The 22221-nt window shown below is 72.3% G+C and carries 16 protein-coding genes and 1 other RNA gene; 10 read left to right on the plus strand and 7 right to left on the minus strand.

The genetic code is table 11. The features are described from left to right. Positions 1 to 3: 3 nt before the first annotated feature. From E1202_RS03520 to E1202_RS03535, 4 genes are read right to left on the minus strand one after another with little or no spacing between them, the layout of a single operon-like run. The gene (locus E1202_RS03520; protein WP_207918444.1) at positions 4 to 1215 is read right to left on the minus strand and encodes a DUF2399 domain-containing protein; all 1212 of its coding nucleotides are present in this window, start codon (positions 1213 to 1215) and stop codon (positions 4 to 6) included. A 36-nt stretch (positions 1216 to 1251) separates the two neighbouring features. Continuing rightward, positions 1252 to 5370, minus strand: a complete 4119-nt coding sequence (locus E1202_RS03525; protein ID WP_132680926.1) for a TIGR02680 family protein — start codon at positions 5368 to 5370, stop codon at positions 1252 to 1254. Next, on the minus strand, positions 5367 to 6566 hold the full coding sequence (locus E1202_RS03530; protein WP_132680928.1) for a TIGR02678 family protein: 1200 nt from the start codon (positions 6564 to 6566) through the stop codon (positions 5367 to 5369). Before E1202_RS03530 ends, E1202_RS03525 begins: the two co-directional genes overlap by 4 nt. Beyond that, positions 6563 to 8209: a TIGR02677 family protein gene (locus E1202_RS03535; protein WP_132680930.1), complete on the minus strand. Its 1647-nt coding sequence runs from the start codon at positions 8207 to 8209 to the stop codon at positions 6563 to 6565. The genes E1202_RS03530 and E1202_RS03535 overlap by 4 nt, the downstream gene beginning before the upstream one ends. Before the next feature lie 138 nt (positions 8210 to 8347). Between E1202_RS03535 and E1202_RS03540 the strand changes: the two genes are divergently transcribed. Next, entirely contained in the window at positions 8348 to 9286 is a 939-nt protein-coding gene (locus tag E1202_RS03540; RefSeq protein WP_132680932.1) for a cobalamin biosynthesis protein, read from the plus strand. Between the two features lie 49 nt (positions 9287 to 9335). On the opposite strand, the gene E1202_RS03545 is transcribed toward E1202_RS03540, so the two are convergent. The 3 genes from E1202_RS03545 to E1202_RS03555 are packed head-to-tail and all read right to left on the minus strand — an operon-like array spanning position 9336 to position 11643. After that, entirely contained in the window at positions 9336 to 10271 is a 936-nt protein-coding gene (locus E1202_RS03545) for an SURF1 family cytochrome oxidase biogenesis protein (protein ID WP_132680934.1), read from the minus strand. A 47-nt stretch (positions 10272 to 10318) separates the two neighbouring features. Continuing rightward, positions 10319 to 11188, minus strand: coding sequence for a fructosamine kinase family protein (locus tag E1202_RS03550; RefSeq protein ID WP_207918445.1), 870 nt, complete (start codon positions 11186 to 11188; stop codon positions 10319 to 10321). Then, positions 11188 to 11643, minus strand: coding sequence for a low molecular weight protein-tyrosine-phosphatase (locus E1202_RS03555; RefSeq protein ID WP_132680938.1), 456 nt, complete (start codon positions 11641 to 11643; stop codon positions 11188 to 11190). Before E1202_RS03555 ends, E1202_RS03550 begins: the two co-directional genes overlap by 1 nt. Positions 11644 to 11713: 70 nt before the next feature. Here E1202_RS03555 and cobC point away from each other — a divergent pair, with 70 nt between their 5' ends. From cobC to E1202_RS03600, 9 genes are all read left to right on the plus strand, one after another. Continuing rightward, entirely contained in the window at positions 11714 to 12760 is a 1047-nt protein-coding gene (gene cobC / locus E1202_RS03560; RefSeq protein ID WP_132680940.1) for an Rv2231c family pyridoxal phosphate-dependent protein CobC, read from the plus strand. Continuing rightward, positions 12741 to 13616 (plus strand): Nif3-like dinuclear metal center hexameric protein, encoded by an 876-nt coding sequence (locus tag E1202_RS03565; protein WP_132680942.1) that lies wholly within the window; start codon positions 12741 to 12743, stop codon positions 13614 to 13616. The genes cobC and E1202_RS03565 overlap by 20 nt, the downstream gene beginning before the upstream one ends. Then, complete coding sequence (locus E1202_RS03570; protein ID WP_132680944.1) at positions 13613 to 14338, plus strand: zinc ribbon domain-containing protein; 726 nt, start codon at positions 13613 to 13615, stop codon at positions 14336 to 14338. Before E1202_RS03565 ends, E1202_RS03570 begins: the two co-directional genes overlap by 4 nt. Further along, complete coding sequence (locus E1202_RS03575) at positions 14335 to 15444, plus strand: bifunctional RNase H/acid phosphatase (protein WP_408006075.1); 1110 nt, start codon at positions 14335 to 14337, stop codon at positions 15442 to 15444. Before E1202_RS03570 ends, E1202_RS03575 begins: the two co-directional genes overlap by 4 nt. 55 nt (positions 15445 to 15499) lie before the next feature. Then, an RNA gene (gene rnpB / locus E1202_RS03580) (RNase P RNA component class A) lies at positions 15500 to 15890 on the plus strand. 691 nt (positions 15891 to 16581) lie between these two features. Next, positions 16582 to 16872 carry a hypothetical protein gene (locus tag E1202_RS03585; protein ID WP_132626116.1) on the plus strand — a complete coding sequence of 97 codons (291 nt, stop codon included), beginning with the start codon at positions 16582 to 16584 and terminating at the stop codon, positions 16870 to 16872. A gap of 6 nt (positions 16873 to 16878) precedes the next feature. After that, on the plus strand, positions 16879 to 17424 hold the full coding sequence (locus tag E1202_RS03590; protein WP_132680948.1) for a hypothetical protein: 546 nt from the start codon (positions 16879 to 16881) through the stop codon (positions 17422 to 17424). Continuing rightward, positions 17399 to 20290, plus strand: a complete 2892-nt coding sequence (locus E1202_RS03595; RefSeq protein ID WP_408006076.1) for an ATP-binding protein — start codon at positions 17399 to 17401, stop codon at positions 20288 to 20290. The genes E1202_RS03590 and E1202_RS03595 overlap by 26 nt, the downstream gene beginning before the upstream one ends. Before the next feature lie 11 nt (positions 20291 to 20301). Continuing rightward, positions 20302 to 22218, plus strand: coding sequence for a hypothetical protein (locus E1202_RS03600; RefSeq protein ID WP_235877631.1), 1917 nt, complete (start codon positions 20302 to 20304; stop codon positions 22216 to 22218). The last annotated feature ends 3 nt before the right edge of the window (positions 22219 to 22221 follow it).

The raw sequence follows: 22221 nt of genomic DNA on the forward strand, positions 1-22221 counted from the left end.
GGGTCAGAGGCCGTTGCGGAGGTCGGTGAGGAGGGGCTCGAGCGTCTGCTCCTCCTCGATGGCCCGGGACGTGGTGGACATGAGATCGGCGAGCTGGGGGTCCCACGGAGTGGGGACCGGGCTGCCGATGAGGTTCGGGAGGTCCGTGCGGTCCTGGGCCGCTCGGTCGAGGGCCGCGCGGTAGTCGTCGCCGGACATGCGCCAGGGCGTCGCGCCGTGGCGCTGCGCCGTGAGGGCGGCGGCGATGCCCGGCCAGTCGAAGTCGGTGTGCACGTGCAGGACGGCCCCGTCGCCGGACAACCGGTCGAGCAGTTCGCGGGCCGTCGTCGAGGGCAGGCCCGACAGGCAGATCACCGGGTGGCGCAGGCCCTCTCGGACGGCCGCCTCCAAGACGCGGGGGTGCTCGCAGACCGCGATCGCCGTCCCGTCCGCGACCAGCCGGGCCGGGGCGGCGTCCAGGTCCAGGTGCGTCAGGTGCGCGGGCAGTCCGAGTTCGGTGCGGGCGCGGACCCCCGCCGACCAGGCATCGTCGCCGGAGACCGGCAGCGCCCAGGTCAGGACCGTGGACGACACGGCGTCGGGAGCGACGCCGCAGCGCTCCCAGAGGGCCCTGCGGTCGCGTTCGTTGCCGGGAGGGTCGATGCCCTGGGCCAGCGCCGCGGCCTTGAGCACGACCCTGCTCAGCGCGGTCCCGTCGTCCAGCGAGTGCGGGAAGCCGGTCCGCCCCGCCAGCGCCGCCCGCGAGGTCCAGGAACGCGGCGGTTCGGTCAGCGACATCGCCGTCAGCACCCGGGCGGCGGCGTGCGTGATGCCGGTCAGCTCGGACTCGGCGATCCGCCCGTACTGCCGCATCCACCGCAACCACGGCACCGCCCAGGACGCGCCCGCGAGCCCGTGCTCGTCGAGCACCGGCAGCAGCTCGTCGGCCGACTCCGGCGCGGGCTCGGCCACCGCGACCGAGCCGTGCAGCGCCTCGATCACCTGGGAAAGCCCGACGCCGAACCGGTTCCGCAGCGATTCGTCCAGTTTGGACACGCTGATCCGGGTGCCCTCACCCCACATCGGGCGCCCGTAGAGCTCACCGACCGCCGCGCGGGTGGCGTCGTCGGGCAGCTCCAGCCGGAACGTCGGCTTCGAGCCCGACATCGCCTCCCGCGCAGCCGCCCACAGGCCCTGCAACTCCGCGACGTCGAGCGCGTCCCGGACCTCGTCCATGCCCGCCACGGCGAAACCTCCGATCTGATTTCCCGGTCAGGCGTTCGGACGCTGCAGGTCCGTGCCGGTCCAGGTGGTGTGCGTGGTCGCGATGCCGTGGCCGCTGCGCGGGCGCAGCACGTCGTAGATGTGCATCTTCGGGATCTTCGGCGACACGCCCCAGCCGCTGGGCCAGGTGATCAGCCAGTCCATGTCCAGATCCACCAGCAGGCCCAGCATCCGCGCGATCGTCGGATCGTCGAGCCGCTCGAACGCCTCGTCCAGCAGCACCAGGCGCAGCGGACCGCGCCCGTCCGAGGCCACGCTGACCGCGTCGTAGAACGCCGCCGCGGCGGCGAACAGCGTCACGTACGAGATCAGCCGCGTCTCGCCGGAGGACAGCTGCCGCAGGCGGCGGACGCGGGGCTTGCTGTCCGGCCCCGTGTCGCGCACCCGCACCGTGAAGGCGAACCACGACCGGTAGTCCAGCGCCCGCGACAGGATCTCCGCGTAGCCGCCGGAGGCGCTGTCGCGCTCCGACTCGATGAGGTCGGTGAACACCCGCCGCAGCAGCGCGTCCTGGTCATCGCTGCGGTTCGCGAACGGCGTGCGCACCAGATCGATGGCCTGCTTGATGTCGTCGCCCAGCGCCGCCGACGGCTGCCAGTCCAGCTGGACGTGCACGCCCTGGCTGGACCGCGCGCCGTCGAGGACCTCGTTCATCCTGTTGCACAGGTCCTCGGCGATGGTCATCTGCCCGCGCAGCCGCTCAGCCAAGTCCCGGATCAGGTAGTCCGCGAAGATCGACTGGTAGCGCTCGTTGAGATATCCGCGCTGCTCGCCGAGCCGCTCGGAAACCCGGCGCGCGGCCTCGGCGACCGGCTGCGGGCCCTCCTCGCCGGTGACGGTCACGGTGAGCAGGCCGTGGTGGTCGGAGGCGGTGATGTCGTAGTTGCCGCTGAGCGAGTGCTGCAGGGTCTGCAACCGGTTGAGCACCGTCGATTCCGTCGAGCCCTTGCGGTCGGAACCGGCCAGCAGCTCGGCGGCCTCCTCCAGCTCGCCGGGCACCTCCTCGGCGACGTCGGCCGCCGTCCACAGCCCCGGGATGCCCAGCGCCTGGCGGAAAGCGGTGGTCGTCGACTCGGCGTCCTGCTCGCGTCCGGCCAGCTGCGCCTGCTTGTTCTCCAGCTGCGCTTCCAACCGGGCGGCGGCCTCGCGCAGGGTGCTGATCCGCTCGCGCTCCTGCGGCAGCTTCTCCCGCAGCTCGGCCCGCTCGCGCTCGAAACCGCTGACCTTGTCGGCGACTTCCTGCGCCGCGCCACCGACCGCCGAGGTCAGCTCGCTGAGACCGCCCGCCTGCTCGGCGTATTCGGCGCACCGGCGCTCGGCCTGCGACTCGGCCTCCATCCGGTCGGCCACGGCGACGTCGTGGTGCAGCGAGATCTCGCGCAGCTCGGCCAGCGTCGGCAGGCAGCGCGACTCGATGGCCTCGCGCAGCGCGTCGATCCCCGAACGCGCCTCCACGGCCGCCCGGTGCGCCGCGTCGAGCGCCTGCGTCTCGGCGGGCAGCCCGGCCTCACCGGCGGAGCGGACCAGCTCGGACTGCGAGGCCTGCCAGCGCTGCTCGACCTCCAGGTGCTGCTCGCGCAGCTGCACGACCTGGCGTTCGGCGTCCTCCGCGGTCTCGATCGCGGTGGCCAGCTTCGCCTGCGCGGTCAGCAGCTCGCCGTCGTCGGGGAACACCTCCAAGTGCTGCTCCAGCGCAGCGGCGTGCTCACCGGCTTCGCGCTGGCGCCGCTCGGCCTCACCGATCGCCTCGCGCAACCGGGCCAGCTCGTCCTCCAGCTCGGCGATCCGGCGGGACCGGGCGTCCTCCCGCGCACCGGCACCGACGTACTCGGCGGCGTCCTTGCGCCACGTCCCGCTCAGCACACCGGCTTTCCAGGACCCGTCGGTGGACACCGACAGTCCCGTGCCACCACCGGTCGACACCGTCGCCAGCAGCCCGGCGACCCGCTCGCGGGGCACCGGCGAATCCGCCACGGCGGCGGGGGAGAGCAGCGCTGCGAGCGTGCCCCCGGTCGTCGGATCGACCGGAGCGGCCGGGGCCGCCAGCAGATCGGCCAGGCCGGGCACCTGGCCGTCGGCGGTGACCCAGGCGTTGAGCAGCCCGCTGGACTGCAACGCCGCCTCCAGGCCCGCGCGGTCGTCGTCGCTCAGCGACGGGGCGAAGTCGACCAGCTCGTAGAAGGCCCGGCCCTGCGACGGGTCGCGCTCGGCCTCGGCCCAGGCGGGCAGGTCCGGGCGGCGCTCGTGACCGGCGCGCAGCTCGGCGAGCTCGCCCTCGCGCATGCGGTTCTCGGCGCGCAGCTCGGTGATCTCCTGCTCCACCGCCGACACCGCGCGCCGCGCCTCGTGCAGCTGCGGACGCGCCCACTGCCGGGCCTGCTCGCGGGCCTTGCGGCTGGCGCCTCGGTCGTTGATCAGGTCCTCGACGTTCGGCGGTTCCGGGGCCGGCTCCTCGGAGGAGGCGGGCCACTCGGTGGCCCACTTGCGGGCCAGCTCCACCCACACCGCGGCGGCGTCGGAGAGCTCCTGCTGCGCCTGGTTGCGGCGGCCGGCGGCCTCGGTCGAGGTCAGCTGCGACTGCCGGGCGTTGCGCTGGAGCTCGGCCACCTGCGCCTGCTCGGCGTCGAGCTCGCGGGCCTGCTGGTGCAGCGCGAGCGTCAGCGCGGCGCGCTCCCGCGCCTCGGTGGCGGCTTGCGCGGAACTTCCCACCACGGCGCGGAACTGAGACGCCAGCGCGTCGGCGTCCAGCTGCGGCGGCTGGTAGCGGTCCACATCGGTCGGTTCGGCGTCCGGCTCCGGTGAGGTGCGCACCGAATCGGACTCGGAGACCAGCTCGGCGGCCGGAACCGGCGGCGGCTGCGGCACGCCCGCACCGCCCAGTCCCGCGGTGCCCAGCTGCTGCCCGGCGCGGGTCGCGGCCTGCCCGGCGGCCTCGGCGTCACCGGCGAGCCTGCGCAGCACGCCCAGGACGGACTCCGCCGACCGCGTCTCCTGCGCCCGGTGCCGGGTCGCCGTGTCGAGCGCGGAAACCGCTGCGGCACGCGAGCTCTCGACCAGCTTCTCGCGGTCGCGCAGGTTCTGCAGCTCCGAGTAGGCCGGGTGGGAGCGCAGCGCGTCGATGCTCGACTCCAGCTCGCTCTCGCGCTGCTCCAGCTCGGTGATGGTGCGCTGCGCGGTCTCCCGGTCCTCGCGCTTGCCGGTGAACTGCTTGTCCAGGCTCGCGAGCTCCTTGCGCAGCGACGCCAGCTTCTGCTGCGCGATGCGCATGGCCTCCGCGCGGTCGCGCAGCGCGCCGAACGCGTAACCGGAGTAGGTCGACAGGAACGCCGTCAGCGCCTTGTCCGCGCCGGTGAGCCGGACGATGTTCTCCCGGATCGACTCCAGGTCGTCGAACGAGGTCGCCAGCCGCTCGATCAAGCCCGCGTCCAGCGGCGGCAGCGCGTCGGACAGGATCTGCTCCAGCTGCCCTTCCAGCACCTTCAGACCCACGTCGGGGTTGCGCAGCGTGCGCTGCAGGTGCAGCAGGTCCCCGTAGCGCGCGGCGGGCACGCCGTAGACCGTGGCGGCCACCTTCGCGCGGAACGACTGGTCATCGAGCACGCAGTCCGCGCCCAGCAGCTCCCGCAGCTGAGCGGCACCCAGCGGAACCCGGTCCGCACCGACCAGGTGCAGGTTGATGCCGACCCGGCGGCTGGTGATGAACCGCCACGAGTCGCTGATCGACTGCGAGGTCTTCGACGCCTTCACGCCGAGCCCGCAGGTGAGGAATTCCTCGCCGCCCTCGGGGGTTTCGCGGCGCAGCTCGATCCAGGCGTAGCCGATGCGGTTCGGTCCGCCCGGGTACTCGTCGAGCATCAGCCGCCGGATGCTGACCGTGTCGAAGCCCTTGGAACCCAGCTGCCGCAGGTCGCCGTCCAGGCACAGCGGCAGCAGCAGCTCCAAGGTCCGGGACTTGCCGGAACCGTTGGTGCCCTGGAAGATCGCGCGTCCGCCGTCGAGGTCGAACGTCGTCTCGGCGTACTGCCAGATGTTGACGATCCCGCCGCGGTGCAGTCGCCACCGGTTGGCGGTCTCCGCAACGGCCGCTTCGGTGTTGTGTGCGCTCAACGGGCCGCCTCTTCCATCTCGTCGAACAATGACCAGCCCGGTGCCTCGGGCGCGGGTGGTTCGGGTTCGCGCTGCTGCTGCGCCGGTGTCGCGTCCGGCTGCGGGAGCCAGCGGTGCGCCGCCGGGCTGAGCAACCACGATCCCTCCGACTCGCGCAGCAGGCCGAGCCTGCCCAGCAGGTCGATGACCGCGCGCACCAGGTCCTGGTGGTCCTCGGTGGCCGCCCGCGACCACGCCGACGGGTACGCGGCGACCAGGTCCTCGCAGACGTCGGCGAAGTCCTGCCAGCTCACCGGATGCCTGCCCGCCGAGTCCGGCTCGCCCCGGTCCAGCAGCTCCGGCAGCGCCAGCAGCGCGATGCGCGCCACCGTGCCGGGGCCCGGGAAGGCGAGGTCGGTGAGGTAGTCCTCCGGATCGCACACCACCACGCCCTCGGCGCGGGCCTCGCCGACCAGGCCGAAGAACCGCTCCAGCAAGCGGGATTCGTTGATGACGTGCTCGCGCAGCCAGGTCGCCTGCTCGGGCGGCAGGTCCGCGTAGAGCACGACCGGGTCCTCGATCAGCTTGCGCCGCACCGCGTGCTCGGTCCGACGCGGGCCGGCCGCCGACGCCAGCTCCACCAGCTGCTGCGGGTCGTTCGCCTCCGCCAGCGGGCCGGCGACCAGCTGACCGAGCATGTCGGTGTCGATGGTGATCAGCGCCTCGGCGGTGGACTCGGCGGTCACCGAACCCTCGGTCTCGGTGATCACGCCCAGCGCGACCAGGTGCCGCAGCGCGGCGGTCAGCGCTCGTCGGTCGGCCGGGTCGTCGGCGATCTCGATGCCGACCTCGGACGCCGCCGCGCGCACGTCGCTGACGAGCCGCGACAGCAGCACCTGGCGGCCGATGCCGGTCAGCGCGGCCAGGGTGAGCGCGAAGTAGGCGTAGCCGCGCGGGCTCAGCGACTCCACGCCGCGCCCGGCGTCCTCGCCCGGACCCGACTTGTACAGCCGCGCGAAGCGGCGCTCCACCACCAACCGGTAGCCGAGCAGCCCGGAGAAGACGTCCTGCAGCGCGGTCCGCTGGCGGTAGATCATCGGCAGCAGGTCGCCGTCCGGGCCGTCGGCCCGCAGCAGCGGCCTGCGCAGCAGCACTCGGGCGCAGCGCACGACGTTCGCCGCGTCGATGTCGGGGAGCTCTTCGAACGTCGAGATCATCGGGCGGCTCCTCGGGCAGGTGCCTCGGGGTCGGGCACTCCGCCATCACCGGCCAGTTCCAGGACCGTGTCGCGCAGCGTCAACTCGCCTGCCGCGCTGCAGATCCGGGTGTCCTGACCGAGTTCGGGACGGATGGTCACGCGCAGCCGGTGCACCGGGTCCAGCGCCGTGCCCTTGTCGTCGGAGCCGTCGCGCTGCGCCATCGCCAGCGTCAGCAGCTCGCACAGCACGCCCAGCGCGTCCGGTGACAGCGTCCGCCGGCCCACGTCGGCACCGGCTTCGGCGAGCTCGGCCACGGCCGCGCTGCGCTGCTGATCGGCCTGGCGGGCCTGCTGCAGCAGCGTTTCCTCGGTCATCGGGTCGTCGAGCACCCGCGAGGTGCGGCCCCGCGCCCCGCGATCGCCGCGGCTGCGGACGCTGACCGTCACGTCCTGCACCGGGCCGTCGCGCCACGGCACCTTGTCGTTGTCGGAGTCGTAGTCCGGTGCGGGCTGCAGGTGCCGCGCGGAATGCAGGCCGAAGGCCGCCGCGTAGAGCCGGTGCGAGGTGCTCTCGTCGGCGCGGTCGAACCACTTCGCCAGCTTCAGCAGCTCGCCGCGCCTGCCGGGCACCAGGCCGCCGCCGGAGGTGGCGCGCTTGACGCTGGCCAGCAGCGAACCGATGGCGCGCGCGGTCGCCTCCCGCAGCGCGGCGACCTGGCTGGGACGGCCGGGAGCGTCGACGAACCAGTCCGTCAGCTCCTGCCAGTCGGCCGGGGTGCGCCCGCGCGCCCGCTCGACGTCGGTGCCCAGCTGGTCGGCCGGGCCGAGCAGCCGCAGCAGCTCGCCGCGCACGCCGGTCAGCCCGGCCAGCGAACCGGCGATGGTCTCGGTGTGCCGCAGCACGTCCTCCACGACCATCTGGATGTACTCGACCAGCAGGTTCCGGAACCCGGAGATCTCGTCGGGCGCCAGCTGGTGGCGGGTGACCACCTGGCCGAGGTAGGCGTAGAAGTCGCGGACCGTGGCGGCGAGCTCGGCGTGCTGCAGGAACACGGTGGTGACCTGCTCCGCCAGCCGCTCGCGGGCCTGCCGCGCGGGTTTGGTGCTCGGGTCGTGGCGCTCGGCGGCCAGCGCGTCCGACAGGGCCTTGCCGATGCCGGCCAGCCCCCGGTCGATCGCGGGCAGCAGCTCGCGCGAGACCTCGCGGGCGCCCTCGGGCACCCGCAGCAGCGCGTCGACGTCCCGCTGGACGCGGACGGCGAGCTTGCTGACCTGGTACCGGACGCTGCCGTGCTGGAACTCGGCGATGCTGGAGGCGATCGTCTCCCGACGGCCGACGACCAGGTTGCCCCACTTGACCAGCTGCTTGAGCCGGTCGATCACGGTGTCCACATCGGACTCCCCGACGGCCACCCGGCCCTCGCGCTCGGCCGCGGCCAGCGCGGCCGCGACCTCACCGGCCGACAGGTCCGCCAGCAGCGTCGAGGTGAACAGCCGCATGATCGCCAGGTAGGTGCGGTGCTCCGGGGCCTGCAGGTAGACGAACAGCTGCAGGCGCTGGGCGTCGTCCAGCGGCGTCTCGGCAGCAGGTGGCGGCACGTCGGTCGCGTTTCCCGCGACACCGGCGCGCAGCACATCGGCTTCGTGATCAGGGGCCGTCACGGTCCGCCACGATATCCCGTCGCCCGGACACAGCCGGTCACCTGGGATGCCGTGATCGGTCACAGCCGCTCGCGGGGTAGCGTGCGGTGCTGCTTTCGAGGTGGTCGAGATCCTTTCCTTCGGGTGCTGGAGGTGCCGGTGAGCGCGGGACGAGCGGTCGGGCTGCTGCTCGGCGTGGCGGCGGACGCGGCGTTGGGCGACCCCCGGCGCGGACATCCGGTCGCGCTGTTCGGACGCGCGGCGCAGACCGCGGAGAAGGCGCTCTACCAGGACCGCCGTTCCGCGGGAATCGTCTACACAGGCGTGCTCGTCGGCGGCACCGCCGTGCTCGGAGCCCTGGTGCAGCGCACCGCCCGCCGCAGCCCCGTGCTGGAGGCGGCCGCGACCGGGGTGGTCACCTGGGCGGTGCTGGGCGGCACGTCGCTGGCCGATGAGGGGACCGCCATGGCGCGGCTGCTCGACGCCGGCGAGATCGACGCCGCGCGCGACCGGCTCGGCAACCTCTGCGGGCGCGACGCCGCCGTCCTCGACGGGCAGGGCCTGGCCCGCGCCACCGTCGAGTCCATCGCCGAGAACACCTCGGACGCCGTCGTGGCGCCGCTGGTGTGGGGAGCCGTCGCCGGGATTCCGGGGCTGATGGCCTACCGGGCGGCCAACACGCTCGACGCGATGGTCGGTCACCGATCGCCGCGCTACCGCGAGTTCGGGTGGGCGTCGGCTCGGCTGGACGACCTGCTGAACCTGCTGCCGTCCCGCTTCGCCGCCGCGCTCACCGCGGTGTGCGCACCCGTCGTCGGCGGGTCCGGCGGCGGTGCCTGGCGCACCTGGCGGCGCGACGCGGCGGCCCACCCGAGCCCGAACGCCGGGCAGATCGAAGCGGCCTTCGCCGGTGCCCTGGAGATCCGCCTCGGCGGGCGCACCATCTACGGCTACGTCACCGAGCAGCGCCCGATCATGGGCGAGGGCCGCACGGCCGACGCCGGGGACGTGACGCGCAGCGTCGAGCTCTCCCGCCTGATCGGCACGGTCACCGGGGCGGTGGCGGCCACCGCAGCCATCCTCCGCCGCGACCGCTGACTCCGACGCCTGGGGCGTGGTCGCCCGCTGCCCACGCCGGTGGCAGCGGTCAGTCGGTGGGCTTGTTGAGGGATTCGGCCTCGCGGCGCTCTTCCTCGGCGATGGCCTCGGCCACCGAGAGCTTGCGGCGGCGCTTCCGGGTCGGGGTGTGCGATCCCGCGTAGCGCGACCCGCCGTCGCGGGAGACCGCGGTGGAACGGGGCTCGGGGCCGTCGCCGGATGCTTCCTCGTCGGCCTCCCGGCGCCACGCCGGGGCCGCTTCGGGCCGGAGCTCGGTGTAGATGAGGTAGCCGATGGCGATGATCGCCATGATGCCGAAGGCGATCCACTGCAGGGCGTAGGAGAAGTACGGCCCCGACTCCAGCCGGGGCAGCGGCAGCGCGCCGAGCACGCCCGGCTGGCCCTCGGCGAGCGCGACGTAGCCGGGGCGCAGCGGGACGCCGGTGCCCTCGGAGATCGTCCCGGCGTTGACCGCGTAGGCCCAGCGGTGCCCGTCGTGGTCGAACAGCGGACGCTGCTTGCTGTCGGTCTCGTCGGCGCGGATCCGCGCCGTGATCGTCACCGGTCCCGAGGGCGCGGCGGCGTAGTCGGGCGCCTGGGTGCCGTTGACCGGGCGCACGAAGCCCCGATCGACCAGCACCGTCGTCCCGTCGTCCAGCCGGAACGGCGTGAGCACCTCGAACGCGGGCTCGCCGAGCACCGTGCGCTGCCAGGCCAGCGTCTCGTCCGCGTGCAGGTACTGACCGGTCAGCAGCACCTGCGACCACTCGGTGGTGACGTCGGGCGCGCGACCTGCGGGCAGAACCTCGTTCAGCGGCTTCGGCGAGGCGTGGAAGGACTCCGCGATGGCCTTGTTGCGGATCTCGGTTTCCTCGCTGCGCCCGAACTGCCACGGCGCCAGCGTCGTGAAGCACAACGCGGCGAACACCACCACCAGCGCGATCGCACCCAGCCACCCGGGCCGCAGCAAGAACTTGAGACGCACACCCACACGGTAGGCGGCCCCGCCAGGGGAGAGTCTGTGACCCCGTCTCAGTGTGACCGCGTCGCCAGCGCTCGCCGAGCGGACCGGGCGGCCTGATCGCCGTAGCCCGAGCCGAAGAGCACCGCGTGCACCAGCAGCGGGAACAGCTGGTGCAGCGCGATCCGGTCGCGCCACCCCTCGGCCAGCGGACTGACCTCCTCGTAGGCGGCGACGATGCGCTCCAGGTGCGGGCACCCGAACAGGTGCAGCATCGCCAGGTCGGTCTCGCGGTGACCGCCGTGCGCCGCAGGGTCGATCAGCCACGCCCGCTCCGAGCCCCAGTGCACGTTCCCGCTCCACAGGTCCCCGTGCAGCCGCGACGGCGGCTCGGCCGGGCCGGCGAGCTCGGCCATGTCCTCGCAGACCTGCTCCAGCACCGTCGCCGGCTCCGAGCTCAGCGCCCCCTGGTCGACCGCGCGGCGCACGTAGGGCTGGACCCGGTGCCGGGCGTAGAACGTCGGCCAGTCGTCCTCGGGCTCGTTGCGCATCGGTGCCAGCCCGATCCAGGCGTCGGCGGGGCCGCCCGGTGGCGCGGTCCCGAACGCCGGAGCCCCGGAGGCGTGCAACCGGGCCAGGCCCCGACCCAGCTCCTCGGCCGCCCGCGCCGTCGGCGACGCGCTGGGGACGTGCTCGGTGACCAGGCAGTTCGCGCCGTCGCCGAAGACCTCGGGCACCGCGACGACACCGGGCTCGGCGAGCCAGCGCAGCGAGGCCGCCTCCGCCTCGGCAGCGCCGGGCATCGACGGCGAGGTGGACTTGGCGAACACCTCGGTGCCGTCGTCGAGGCGGACCGCGAACGCCGCCGCGGTGTCCCCGCCCGAAAGCCGCCGGGTCTCGGCGACGCCGCGCCCGGTGATCCGGGAGACCTCGTCAGCGATCACAGCCGCTCCCGCACCCACGCCACCAGCCCCGGCATCGCCGCCTCCACGATCGCCAGCACGTCGTCGAACCCGTTCGGCCCGCCGTAGTAAGGATCGGGCACCTCGGTCCCGTCCGCGTCCGGGTCGAAGGAGCGCAGCAGCCGCACCCGGTCGGGATCACCTGCCAGCCTGCGCACCGCGCGCAGGTGCCCCTCGTCCATCGCGACCAGCAGGTCGGCGCCCAGGTGCCGATCGTCGATCTGCGCGGCGACGTGATCGGTGGGGTAGTCGTGGGCGGCCAGCACCTTCTCGGTGCGCGGATCGGCGGGCTCGCCGACGTGCCACGGACCGGTGCCCGCGCTGGAGACCTCGACCTGCGAGTCCAGCCCGGCTCGGCGCAGTTCCTCGGCGAAGATCAGCGCCGCCATCGGCGACCGGCAGATGTTGCCCGTACAGATAAAAGACACATGCACGCCCCGAGGGTACGGACGAGCGCGCCCCGTGCTCTGAAGCGTTCCGACGAGCACGTTTAAACTGCCCCCGATGAGCGGGGACGATCGGGAACTACTGCGCCACCACGGTGACGTGGACGCGGCGCGCGGACTCGCCGACTTCGCCGTCAACGTGCGGTTGGAGCGGCCACCGGAGTGGCTGCGCGCCCGCCTCGCCGAAGCCCTCGACGACCTCGGTTCCTACCCCTCGGCCGCAGCCGACGACGCCGCCCGCCGAGCCGTCGCCACCAGGCACGACCGGCACCCCGACGAGGTCCTGGTGCTGGCGGGAGCCGCCGAGGGATTCGCCCTGCTGCCCGCGCTGCGCCCGAAGCTGGCCGCGCTGATCCACCCCTCGTTCACCGAACCCGAGCTGGCCCTGCGCAACGCCGGCGTCGAGGTCGAGCGCGTCGTCCTCGACCCCGCCGACGGCTACCGGCTGCACGCCGACCAGGTTCCCGACGAGGCGGACATGGTCGTGCTGGGCAACCCCACCAACCCGACCTCGGTGCTGCACCCGGCCGACGAGATCCGGAAACTGCTGCGGCCCGGTCGGACCGTGGTCGTCGACGAGGCGTTCATCGACACCGTGCCCGGCGAACGCGAATCCCTCGCGCACCTCGCCGAACCGGGACTGCTGGTGCTGCGCAGCCTCACCAAGATGTGGGGTCTGCCCGGCCTCCGCGCCGGCTACGCGCTGGGCGCCCCGGAACTGCTCGCCGAGCTCGGCCGGAACCGCCCGCACTGGCCGGTCAACTCGCTGGTGCTGACCGCCGTGCGCGCCTGCTGCGAACCGCACGCGATCGACGAATCGCAGCGCGCGGCGGCCGAGTTCACCGAGCACCGGGCCGGACTGCTGGCCGAGCTCGCCGACCTGCCCGGCGTCGACGTGGTGCGCACCGCCGAGGCGCCGTTCCTGCTGCTGCGGGTGCCGGACGGGCAGAAGGTGCGGGAGGCGCTGCGGGACCGCGGCGTCGCGGTGCGCCGGGGAGACACCTTCCCCGGTCTCGACACCGATCACCTCCGGGTCGCGGTGCGCGCGCCGGAGCAGAACTCGCTGTTGGTCAAGGCTTTTCGCGATGCAGTGGAACGTGGGTGAAACGGTGCGTATTCGGGACGTGATCGGCGCGCTGGAGCAGGCGTACCCCACCGGGCTGGCCGAGGACTGGGACGCCGTCGGCCTGGTCTGCGGGGACCCCGACTCGGTCGTGCAGCGCGTGCTGTTCTGCGTCGACCCGATCGAGGCCACGGTGGACGAGGCCATCGACTTCGGCGCGCAGCTGCTGATCTCGCACCACCCGCTGCTGCTGCGCGGCGTGCACGGCGTCCCGGTCGACGACCACAAGGGACGCGTGGTGCACCGGCTGATCCGCTCCGGCATCGGCCTCTACTGCGCCCACACCAACGCCGACAAGGCCAACCCCGGTGTGTCCGACGCGCTGGCCGGCGCCCTCGGCCTGACCGCGGCGCGGCCGCTGCTGCCCACCGCTCCCGGAGCCGACACCGGCCTGGGCCGCATCGGCGAACTCGCCCGGCCCGAACCGTTCCGGGTCTTCGTCCGCCGCGTCGCCGACGGCCTGCCCAGCACCGCGTGGGGCGTGCGCGGCGCCGGTGACCCGGACCGCGAGATCCGCCGCGTCGCCGTCTGCGGCGGAGCCGGCGACTCGTTCCTGACCACGGCCGCCGAAGCCGGGGTCGACGCCTACGTCACCGCCGACCTGCGCCACCACCCCGCGGGCGAGCACCTCGCCCAGGCCGACGTGCCCGGCGCCTCGGTGCCGGCCCTGGTCGACGTGGCGCACTGGGCCAGCGAATGGCCCTGGTGCCAGCAGGCCGCGGACCTCGTGTCCGCCGCGCTGCCGGATACAGTCGAAGTCCTCGTATCCACCCGACGCACCGACCCGTGGACCGTGCACGCCGGTGCGACACCAGACCCAGGGAGGGCGCTCGCGTGAAAGCCGACCCCGCCGTACAACGACGGCTGCTCGATCTCGCGGATGCCGACGCGGAGATCAACCGCGTCGCGCACCGCAGGCGCACGTTGCCGGAACTCGAGCAGATCGGTGCCGCTGAGCGGGAGGTCCAGACCAAGCGCGATGAGCTCGTGGTCGCCCAGACCGCGTTCAACGACCTCGACCGCGAGGTCAAGCGGCTGGAGACCGAGGTCGACAACGTCCGCAAGCGCGAGGCCCGCGACCGCGACCTGATGGCCGCGGGCGGACCGGCCAAGCAGCAGGAGGAGCTGGAGCACGAGCTGCAGACCCTCGCGCGCAGGCAGGCCGTGCTCGAGGACGAGCAGCTGGAGGTCATGGAGCAGCGCGAAGCGCTGGAGACCAACGTGACCAAGTCCCGCGAGGCCGTCAGCGAAGCCGAGCAGCGGCTCGGCGACATCCAGTCCCGCCGCGACGAGGCGCTCAACGAGCTCGAGGTCGCCGAGACCCGCAGGCAGAACGAGCGCGACCTCATCACCAAGTCCCTGCCGGACGACCTCGTGGCCCTCTACGAGCGGGTGCGTGCCCAGCGCGGGATCGGCGTCGGGCTGCTGCAGGGCGCCCGCTGCGGGGCCTGCCGCATCGAACTCGACCGGCACGCCCTCAACGAGGTCCGCGAAGCCGCCGCCGACGACGTGGTCCGATGCGAGGAGTGCGGCGCGATCATGGTCCGGGAGAACAAGTGAGAGTCGTCGTCGAGGCCGACGGCGGATCGCGCGGCAACCCCGGCCCCGCCGGCTGCGGCGCGGTCGTGCTCGACGCCGACACCCGCGCCGTCCTCGCCGAACACGCCATCGGACTCGGCGAGACCACCAACAACGTCGCCGAGTACCAGGGGCTGATCGCCGGACTCCGCGCCGCCCACGAGCTCGGCGCCGCGCAGGTGTCGGTCCGGATGGACTCCAAGCTGGTCATCGAGCAGATGACCGGCCGCTGGAAGGTCAAGCACGCCAACCTCCAGCCGCTCAACGCCGTCGCGCGCGAGCTCGCCGCCGACTTCGAGCGGGTCGACTACGAGTGGATCCCGCGCGCAGAGAACTCCGCCGCCGACAAGCTCGCCAACGACGCGATGGACGGCAACACCGTCGAAACCGGGACGGTCACCGAGACCGAGAGAGCCTCGGCGCGCACCCGCCCGTCCGGCTGGCAGAACCTGCAGGGCGCGCCCACCAAGATGCTGCTGGTGCGGCACGGCCAGACCGCCATGTCGGTCGACAAGCGCTACTCCGGTCGCGGCGACGTCGAGCTGACCGAGCTGGGGGAGCGGCAGGTCCAGGCCGCCGCCAAGCGCCTCGCCGCCATGGACGGCGTCGTCACCCCCGACGGCCCCGCCCCCATCATCGCCTCACCGCTCACCCGGACCCGCCAGAGCGCGCAGGCCGTCGCCGACGCCACCGGCGGTGAGCTGGAGCTCCACGACGGCCTGATCGAGACCGACTTCGGCGAGTGGGAGGGCCTGACCTTCCTCGAAGCCGCCGACGCGTACCCCGACCTGCACCGGAAGTGGATCGGCGACCCCGCCGTCGTGCCGCCCGGAGGCGAGAGCCTCGCGGCCGTCCACCAGCGGGTCGCCGCCGCCCGCGACGACCTCGTCGAGCGCTACGCCGGCAAGACGATCATCGTCGTCAGCCACGTCACCCCGATCAAGTCGCTGCTGCGCATGGGCCTGGACGTGGGGCCCGAGGTCTTCTACCGCCTGCACCTGGACCTGGCGTCGCTGTCCATCGTGGAGTTCTACCCGGACGGCAACGCCTCGGTCCGGCTGGTCAACGACATCTCCCACTGGGCCTGAACCCCGGGCTGGCCGGAACGAGGAGCGGGCACGGCGGTAAAATCGCCGGTGCGGAAGAGTCGGTCGGGTGACCGCGGCGGGTCACGACCCGTCGAGGAAAGTCCGGACTCCACAGAGCAGGGTGGTTGCCAACGGCAACCCGGGGAGACCCGCGGGACAGTGCCACAGAAAGCAGACCGCCCGGCGCTCGCGCCGGGTAAGGGTGAAACGGTGGTGTAAGAGACCACCAGCACCTCGGGTGACCGAGGTGGCTAGGTAAACCCCACCTGGAGCAAGGCCAAGATGGGCGTTCCGACGCCTGCGCGGACGTTCGAGGGTTGCTCGCCCGAGGTTCGCGGGTAGGCCGCACGAGCTCGTCGGCGACGGCGGGCCTAGATAGATGGTCACCGAACGGCAGGTCGTGAGACCACCGGGAACAGAATCCGGCTTACAGACCGTCTCTTCCGCATTCTCTCAAGGTTTCTCCTCGCGCTCGGGGCGCGTTCGGCCCGAGCGGTCCGTCCCGGGGTGGCTCGGCCGTACTGATCAACTGCTCTGTGGTCTTCGTGCGTGGCGGTGCCGGTTGCTCGGGTGGTGAAAGAGGAAGCACCTTCGGTGCTTGCCTGACGGTGGGTACCGGAAAGCAGCTTCGGACGGTGTTGGTCCGTTCGTTGCAGTGGTTTTCGTGCTTGTGGTCTACGGGTCGCAACCCATGCCCTGGGGGGAACTCTTCGTGTGGGTGCCGTTACCCTGATTCGTGCGCGTCAAGATCACCTCGTTCTTTCGGGTTCGGCGATCACGTCGAGTGATCCGGTCGGGTGCTTCCTGGCGCGATGTGCGGAAAATCCACTGGACCACCGGAACGTTCACGGTGCGTTACGAAGGGGCTCGCAAGCGGGTGAACAGCCACGAGGATCAGGCTCGAAACCGGCCGAACGAGCGCCTATTCCGCGATGACCAGCCAGTGGGGGCTTGCTCGAATGGCCTATTCACCGCGTGATGTCCGTTTCGCCGTCGCGCTGTAACCCGCCACACCCGAGCTCGCAACCACTACTTCTGGTGACCATGTCATGTTCTACTCGTATCTGCGCGTTGCGGATCACCGCGACGCGTTGAGGTACCGGCCCGCAGACACTCCGCGTACTCAGGGGTAAAGAGATGACCGCCATGCCGCTGGAAACACTGGCGCACCTGGACGTACTCGCTCAGCAGACACAACTGGGCACCGACGGCATCCGCGGTTGGATCCTGAACAACGTGCTACCGCTGCTGCTGCTCACGGTGGCGATCCTGCTGCTGTGGCTCGGTGGTGGCAAGGGCGACAACGCCGGCGTGATGCGCCGTGTTGGCGGTGTGCTCGTGGCCCTGGCCATCGTCGGCATCGCGGTCACCAACGCGGGAATCGACATCGGCACCTTCATCGCACAGCTCTTCAGCACCAACGGGTGATGTCCAGTGCGGATACGCACCGATGACGAGGTTTACCGGGTAGACGCCGTCTGGCTCGGCCCGCCGAAGGCGACCTTCCCCTGGCGTGCGCGCTACGTGGCGTGGGGTGTCGGCACGGTGGTGTTCCTGCTGGTGCTGGCCATCGAACGCCGGATGAACATCGGCTTCGGCTTCTTCTCCACGGCTTGGGCCCTGGTCATCACGGTGGCGTTGACCAGGCTCATCTGCGCCAAGATCGGGCACGAGCGCCCGCTCGGCGCGGTGATGCAGATGTGGATGCGCGAACTGACCGCGCCCCGCGAGAAGTCGCAGTCCACCGGCGGGGCGGCCAGCGCCGCCCGAGTCCGGGTCCGGCGGCGTCGTCCCGTGCCCAAGAACAAGCGCCCCCGCCGCGGACAGCAGCGGCAGGGGCAGGCCCCGCGACAGTCGCAGGCCAGAAGGCAACAAGCCCGGCAGGCTCAGCCGCGCTCCACCCGGAGCGGGCAGCAGGTCGGAAGCAGGCGCACGCGTAGCAAGGAGGTTCGCGGTGTTCGGTCGCCGTCGAGGCGGTGAGCAGCAGCCGCAGCAGGTACCCCGCGGCTCCAGCGGCAAGATCCGCGGTGCCAAGGGCAACGGCAAGCCGCGCAAGCGCGCACGAGGTCTGGGTGACGAGCAGTCCATCCCGACCTACACCCCGTCGATCGCCGCGCGCACCATCGACGGGCACCTGCTGCGAACGGGCCAGGACGTCTTCGCCTGGTACCGGCTCTCCCCGCAGCGCTGGTCCTTCCGCTCGGATTCGCAGCGCCAGGACCTCGTCGCGGCCATCGCGGGCCAGTACGCGGAACTGCAAGGGCGCTGGCTGCACCTGCGGGTGACCAACCGGCCGTACCCGATCCGGATGTGGGCCGAGGCGCACGTGCACAACGCGCGCAACCCGCTTCCCGACGCCGACGGCGCGCTGTCCTTCGACGACTACATGGTCGGCGAGCAGCAGCAGCTGATGGGCCGGTCCATGGCGGAGAAGGAGGTCTACCTGGGAGTCCAGGTGCAGACCCGCAACGTCGTGGACCGCGCGGTGGAACGCGCCGCCCCGCTGCTGCACAAGGTCTTCCCGGAAGCCGTCGACGCCGAGCTCGTCGCGCTCGACAGCGAGATCGAGCACCTGGACCAGGTGATCGGCTCCGCCGGGCTGGACGGCCGCCCGGTGACCGCCGAGGAGATCTCCTGGCTGATGCACCGGTCCTGCTCGCTGGGCCTGCCGGCTCCGCGCAACCTGCCCGCGGTGCCCGGAGCGCCGTGGGAACCCGAGGACCTCGCGTCGTTCACCGACGCCTCCGACATGCACCAGGACCCGTACTCGCCGACGGTGACCGTGCGCGGCCGGACCGGCTCCAACGCCGGCGTCACCCGGCACGTCGCGGTGCTCACGGTCGGTCAGACGCACGGCCTGCAGATCCCGGAGATCGACGACCCGTGGATGCAGCACTCCGACCGGCTGCCCGCTCCGGTGGAGTGGTCGGCGCGGATCTACGTGCGGCGTCCCGAGGACGTCGGCGGCGAGCTCCAGCGGCAGATGAACAAGGTCCGCTCCCAGGTCCGGCACTACACCGAGGAGCACGGCCTGGAGCCGCCGACCTCGCTGGCCCGCCAGGCCGGCCGGGTGCTGGAGATCGACGACGAGATGACCTCCGGCTTCACCGCCCTGGCCACCCGGGTCAAGTCCTGGTGGCGGATGTCGGTGTCCGGACCCACCGAGCGCGACGCGCTGCGGCTGGCCCAGCAGATCCTCGACCTGTACAAGCCGAAGGTCGCCATCGAGCACCCCGAGGCGCAGTACGCGATGGCGCGCGAGTTCATCCCGGGCGAGCCGCTGGCCAACACCGCCTACCTGCGGCGCGGTTCGGTGGTGTGGGCGGCTTCCGCGGTGCCGCAGGCCACGGCCGAGGTCGGTGACCGGCGCGGCATCCTGCTCGGCGAGACCTGCACCGCCACCCGGCGTCCCGTCGCCTGGGACCCGTGGATGGCGCAGGAGGTCCGCGACGCCTCCGGTCTGACGGCGATGGTCGCCGGGCTCGGTGGCGGCAAGTCCTTCCTCGGCGGCGGCATCGTCTACAAGACGCTGCGGGCCGGTGCGCACTGGACGCTGCTGGACCCGTCGGGGCCGCTCTCGGAGCTGTGCAACCTGCCGGAGCTCAAGCCCTACGCGCGCAACATCAACCTGCTCAACGCCCAGCCCGGCATCCTCAACCCGTACCGGGTGGTCGCCGAACCGGAGCTGGAGCACTTCGTCGACGAGGAGGACCCGGAGCGAGGCTGGCGGCGGGAACGCGCGCTGGCCGCCGCGACCCGGCGCCGCCTGGTTCTCGACGTGCTCACCGGCCTGCTGCCCTACGAGGTCGCGAAGCTGCCGCAGACCCGGATCGTGCTGCTGCGCGCGGTCCGCGCCGTCGGCGGACGGGTCGACGCGCACCCGGGCATGGTCTTCGAGGCGCTGCGCCGCGACGCCAGCGAGCACCACGAGCACGCGGTGGTCGTCGCCGACTTCCTCGACGAGATCCGGGAGCGGATGGCGCTGCTCATCCCGGAGAGCAACGCCGACCCGTACTCCGAGACCCGCGACGACCGGCTGACGGTGCTGACCATGGCCGGTCTGACGCTGCCCAAGGACGGCGTCGGCCGCGAGCACTGGACCGACGCCGAAGCGCTCGGCGTGGAGATGCTCAACCTGGCGGCGTGGCTGACCCAGCGGTCGATCTACGAGCGGCCCAAGGGCGAGCGCAAGGGCGTCTGGATCGACGAGGCGTTCTTCCTCTCCGAGGTGCCGACCGGTCGAGTCCTGATGAACCGCTTCGCGCGAGACTCGCGGAAGTGGAACGTGAGAGTGCTGCTGTCCAGCCAGATCCCGGCGGACTTCCTGCGCATCCAGGGCTTCGTGTCGCTGCTGGACTCGGTGTTCATCGGCCGGCTCGACGACGAGAGCGCCCAGGCCGACGCGCTGCGGCTGCTCAAGGTGCCGGTCGACGCCGGTTACGAGCAGGTCGTCTCGGCGCTGGGACGCCGTCCCGGCCCGGCGCGCAACGCCACCCAGCGGGACCGCGCGCCGCGCCAGTTCATCTTCGGCGACGGCGCGGGCGGCGTGGAGAAGATCCGCATCGACTTCTCCGGCTCGCACTTGGAGCACCTGCGCGACGCGCTGGACACCACACCGGCCTCCGAACCCGACGCCGAACCGCGGGCGCTGAGCCCGGCACCGGACGGCGACGGCGTGAACTCCGACTCCAGCACGTCCGCGCTGAACCCGGCGGAGGACGACTACGGGGACGATTTCGAATCGTTCGACGAGTTTGAACTCGAAAGCGTCGGCATCGGTTTCGATGACGGCACCGAGAGCTCGACCCGCCGGCCGGGCGAGCGGGGTGGGGACGACGCGAGGTGAGCGGCGCGGTCGTGAGCATCGTGGTGATCGCCGCCGCGCTCGCAGCGGTGGTCGCCGTGCTGGTGGTCAATCGCCGGACGCGTTCGGCGGAAGTGCTGACGCCCCGACGCCGTAGGGCCTACCTGCTGATCGCGGGTCTGCTGGCGATCCAGTCGCTGATGGCGGCCCCGGCCTGGGGCCAGAGCCTGGACTGCAAGGAGGCTCCGAACCCGGAGCGCCCCGGCTCGGGCATGGTGGGCGCGCTGGACCCGGCTCCGATGGGCGCGGGCAACCCGGGCAGCGCCTACGACGAGGTCGGCTACGCCGGTCTGATCTGGCACACCTACGACCTCGGCTGCGGTCCCCAGGGCGTGACCAACCCGAACGCGCTGGTCGACACCTGGGTCGGCAACGAGCTGTTCAACCTCGCCAAGAACCTGGTGGGCGCCACCAACGGGCTGCACTACGCGCTGCTCAACGGCGACCTGATGGACCCGCTGGACGAGGTGATCGCCACCGGCACGGTCGCGCTCTACGACAGCGTGTTCGCGCCCTGGTTCGGCCTCGTCGCGCTGGTGCTGGCGGTCGTGCTGTTCCGCTACATCTGGCAGGGCGACCTGGCCAGCATCGGCAAGCGCGGCATGTGGGCGCTGGCGGGGTTGTGGTTCGCCTCGGCGACCTACCTGACGCCGCTGGTCTACACCCACGCGCTCGACGAGATCGTGATCACCGGGACCTCGGCGGTGCAGGCCGGTTTCCTGCACGAGGTCGGCGTCGACGAGGCCAACGCCCTGCCAACGCTGCTGCACGATCAGGTGATTTACCGCAACTGGCTGCGGGGCGAGTTCGGTTCGCCGGACTCCCCGCAGGCACAGCAGCTGGGCCGGGAACTGCTGCGCGCCCAGGCGTGGACCAAGCAGGAGGTCAACGCCGGGGCGGACGGCGGTTCGCCGGAGGCCAAGAAGCAGGCGTTCGAGGACGTCGCGGGCAAGATGGGCAGCGCCTACGGCTACTTCCAGGGCATCGACGGCAGCCGCGTCGGCGCGGGCGTGCTGAGCAGCGTGCAGTCGCTGGCCTACGCCTCGTTCCAGCTGCTGGCCAAGGCCACCATCCTGCTGGCCCAGGTGCTGCTGCGGGTGCTGATCCTGGCCGGTCCGCTGATCGGCCTGATCGCGCTGGTCTACCACCAGATCCTGCGGATGATCGGTCGCGTCGCGGGTGCGGCGGTGCTCAACGTCGTGATGGTCTCGGCGCTGGCCGGTCTGCACACCCTGCTCCTGACCTGGATCTTCGACCCGACCCGCGGTTTCTCCGCGCTGACCCAGATCCTGCTCGCCGCCCTGATCACCATCGTGTTCCTGATGATCGCCAGACCGATCCGGCGGATCGCGCAGATGGTCGAGCTGTCGGTGGGCACGGTCGGACGCGCGGCGCCGCGCGCGCAGGGCGGGGTCTTCGCCCGCTTCGGCAGTCGGGGCGAGAACCCCTCCGGCGGGGAGTTCTGGGAGCAGGTCCGCGACAGCGATACCGACGACGAGTACGGCGACCGGCCGCGCCGGAGGCGCCCGGAGGCGCTGCTGCCTGCCGTCGCCCAGCGGCTGGACCGCGACGACGACTCCGCGCCGCAGGGCTCCATCGGCTCGGGCGGTGCGACGGCCGGAGCGCTGCCGGCCGGTGGCGGCTCGCCGCGCCGACCGGGCGGCATGCAGGGCGTCCCGGAGATGCGGGCAGCCAGTCGGGTGGTCGATACCAACCCGGTGGCGGATGCCAAGTGGGACGGGAACGACGAAGATCCGGTGTTGATCCCGTCGCGGGCGACGGTGGAGCGGGTGTCGGACCAACCGGCCGGCGCCGACTCGCCGCGCCTGGCCGATCGCGAGGTCGTGCAGGGCCGTCCGGTGCACGTGATCTACCGGCCGTCCCGGGGACTGGAAGTGGCCGATGGCTGACCA

The sequence above is a fragment of the Saccharopolyspora karakumensis genome (assembly GCF_004349225.1).
Classification (GTDB): Bacteria; Actinomycetota; Actinomycetes; order Mycobacteriales; family Pseudonocardiaceae; genus Saccharopolyspora; species Saccharopolyspora endophytica.

Coding starts and splice junctions, on each gene's coding strand:
- E1202_RS03530 (WP_132680928.1), bottom strand. CDS start 6,566: ATGATCTCGACGTTCGAAGAGCTCCCCGACATCGACGCGGCGAACGTC.
- E1202_RS03565 (WP_132680942.1), top strand. CDS start 12,741: ATGCAGTGGAACGTGGGTGAAACGGTGCGTATTCGGGACGTGATCGGC.
- E1202_RS03520 (WP_207918444.1), bottom strand. CDS start 1,215: ATGGACGAGGTCCGGGACGCGCTCGACGTCGCGGAGTTGCAGGGCCTG.
- E1202_RS03585 (WP_132626116.1), top strand. CDS start 16,582: ATGACCGCCATGCCGCTGGAAACACTGGCGCACCTGGACGTACTCGCT.
- cobC (WP_132680940.1), top strand. CDS start 11,714: ATGAGCGGGGACGATCGGGAACTACTGCGCCACCACGGTGACGTGGAC.